The organism is Streptomyces hirsutus, assembly GCF_001418415.1.
GTDB lineage: Bacteria > Actinomycetota > Actinomycetes > Streptomycetales > Streptomycetaceae > Streptomyces > Streptomyces hirsutus.
On the sequence record NZ_LIQT01000597.1, the window covers coordinates 1 to 2,483 of the forward strand.

Annotated in this window: 4 protein-coding genes; all 4 read right to left on the bottom strand. The window is 66.4% G+C overall.

Annotated features, from left to right (window positions below):
• On the bottom strand, positions 1-755 hold a 755-nt coding region (locus AOK11_RS35335; protein WP_157869518.1), incomplete at its 3' end, for a GTP-binding protein.
• Between the two features lie 39 nt (positions 756-794).
• Positions 795-1,265, bottom strand: a complete 471-nt coding sequence (gene rpsG / locus AOK11_RS35340) for a 30S ribosomal protein S7 (RefSeq protein WP_055597737.1) — start codon at positions 1,263-1,265, stop codon at positions 795-797.
• Between the two features lie 2 nt (positions 1,266-1,267).
• Positions 1,268-1,639 carry a 30S ribosomal protein S12 gene (gene rpsL / locus AOK11_RS35345; RefSeq protein WP_003948652.1) on the bottom strand — a complete coding sequence of 124 codons (372 nt, stop codon included), beginning with the start codon at positions 1,637-1,639 and terminating at the stop codon, positions 1,268-1,270.
• Between the two features lie 352 nt (positions 1,640-1,991).
• Positions 1,992-2,483, bottom strand: a 492-nt coding sequence (locus tag AOK11_RS35350) for a DUF1707 and DUF4190 domain-containing protein (RefSeq protein WP_338058963.1), incomplete at its 5' end; no start/stop codon positions are given.

Sequence of the window (2,483 nt, forward strand, 5' to 3'; positions counted from 1 at the left end):
CGGATCGCGGCGTACAGCTGCTCCTCGGTGGGCTCCTGGCCCTCCAGGTACAGCTCCATGATCTCTTCGTCGTTCTCCGCGACGGCCTCGATCAGCTTGCCGCGCCACTCCTCGGCGGCCTCGGCGTGCGTGGCCGGGATGTCGACGACGTCGTACATCTCGCCCTTGGCGGCCTCGGCGGACCACACGAACGCCTTCATGCGGACCAGGTCCACGACGCCGTTGAAGTCGGCCTCGGCACCGATCGGCAGCTGCATGACCAGCGGCTGCGCGCCCAGGCGGTCCTTGATCATGTCGACGCAGCGGTGGAACTCCGCGCCGGTACGGTCAAGCTTGTTGACGAAGCAGATACGCGGCACGCCGTAACGGTCGGCCTGACGCCACACCGTCTCGGACTGCGGCTCGACACCGGCGACACCGTCGAACACGGTCACGGCACCGTCGAGCACGCGCAGGGAACGCTCCACCTCTACGGTGAAGTCGACGTGCCCCGGAGTGTCGATGATGTTGATCGTGTAGTCGTTGTCCTCGAGCGGCCAGTGACAGGTGGTCGCAGCAGAGGTGATCGTGATGCCACGCTCCTGCTCCTGCTCCATCCAGTCCATCGTGGCGGAACCCTCGTGGGTCTCGCCGATCTTGTACGACACGCCGGTGTAGAACAGGATCCGCTCGGTGGTGGTCGTCTTGCCCGCGTCGATGTGGGCCATGATCCCGATGTTGCGGACATGGGCCAGGTCAAGTGAAGTAGTAGCCATAAGGCTTCGGTCTTCTCTCGGTCTCGATGTGGGTAGCGACTACCAGCGGTAGTGCGCGAAGGCCTTGTTGGACTCGGCCATCTTGTGCGTGTCCTCGCGCTTCTTCACCGCGGCACCGAGGCCGTTGCTGGCGTCGAGGAGTTCGTTGAGCAGACGCTCGGTCATGGTCTTCTCGCGACGGGCGCGGGAGTAACCCACCAGCCAGCGCAGCGCCAGGGTGTTGGCACGGCCGGGCTTGACCTCGATCGGCACCTGGTAGGTGGCGCCACCGACACGGCGGGACTTGACCTCGAGGGTCGGCTTGATGTTCTCGAGAGCGCGCTTCAGCGTGATGACCGGGTCGTTGCCGGTCTTCTCGCGAAGGCCCTCCATGGCGCCGTAGACGATGCGCTCGGCGGTGGAGCGCTTGCCGTTCATCAGCACCTTGTTGATGAGCGACGTGACAAGAGGAGAACCGTAGACCGGGTCGATGATGACCGGGCGCTTCGGGGCGGGGCCCTTACGAGGCATTCTTACTTCTCCTTCTTGGCGCCGTAGCGGCTGCGGGCCTGCTTGCGGTTCTTGACACCCTGGGTGTCGAGCGAACCACGGATGATCTTGTAGCGAACACCCGGCAGGTCCTTCACACGGCCGCCGCGCACGAGCACGATGGAGTGCTCCTGCAGGTTGTGTCCCTCACCCGGAATGTAAGCAGTGACCTCGATACCGCTGGTCAGACGCACACGCGCGACCTTACGCAGGGCCGAGTTCGGCTTCTTCGGGGTGGTCGTGAACACACGCGTGCAGACGCCACGACGCTGGGGCGAACCCTCGAGTGCGGGCGTCTTGTTCTTCTCGACCTTGTCCTGCCGGCCCTTCCGGACCAGCTGCTGGATCGTAGGCACTACTTCTCCGGTTTCTGTGTGCCGAATGGTGAAGCTAACCTGGAACATTCACCGACCCACGCGGTCGGGTGTGTCGAATCTCGCGGACTCCCGCCGCAGGGCAGAAAGAAACGCATGATCGCGATGGCCGTTCACAGCCCCCAACGCGGTTGATGGCACGCACGGAGGCCAGGGCACACCCCAGGCACAAGGTCTGAGCGTACCTATAGCATTGGCTGCGGTCAAAACAAATGGGCCCTCACCCCATCGCCGCGCGAAGCGAGTGAAGCCCGAACACGGGTAATGATCTTCGAATGGGCGGTCTCCCGCCCTTCGGACCCCGGCCGGACCCCAGCCGTATGCCGGTGGGACCTCAGCTGTACGAACTGCCGGCCAGGACCATCAGCATGATCAGCAGGGCCCAGCCGACCGTGGACAGCCAGCCGAGCACCAGCCCGGTCATCGCGTACGCGTCGCCGCCGTCGCCCGTCCGCCGGATCTCCGCGCGGGCCGTGTGCCCGAGGATCACGGCCGGAATGCCGGTCAGGCCACCCGTCGCCAGGCACAGCACCCCGCACACCAGGGCCCCGACCGCCTTCTCGTTGGTCTTCGGCGGCCGGGGCAGGAAGGTCGGCGGCGCCATGGGAGCGAGGTGCTGCACCGCCGCGGTCTGCGGTACCGGACCCTGCGGCAGATCGGCCACCAGCAGCGTCAGATCCGCCACCGTACGCGCCTGGTAGGCCCGCGCCACGCGCCGCTCGAGCTCCTGCTGGTCCAGCCGGCCCTCGGCGTACCCGGCCCGGAGCACGTCCACGGTGCGCTCCCGGTCCGCGTGCGAGGCCAGCATCGGAGGCCCGCCCTGCGG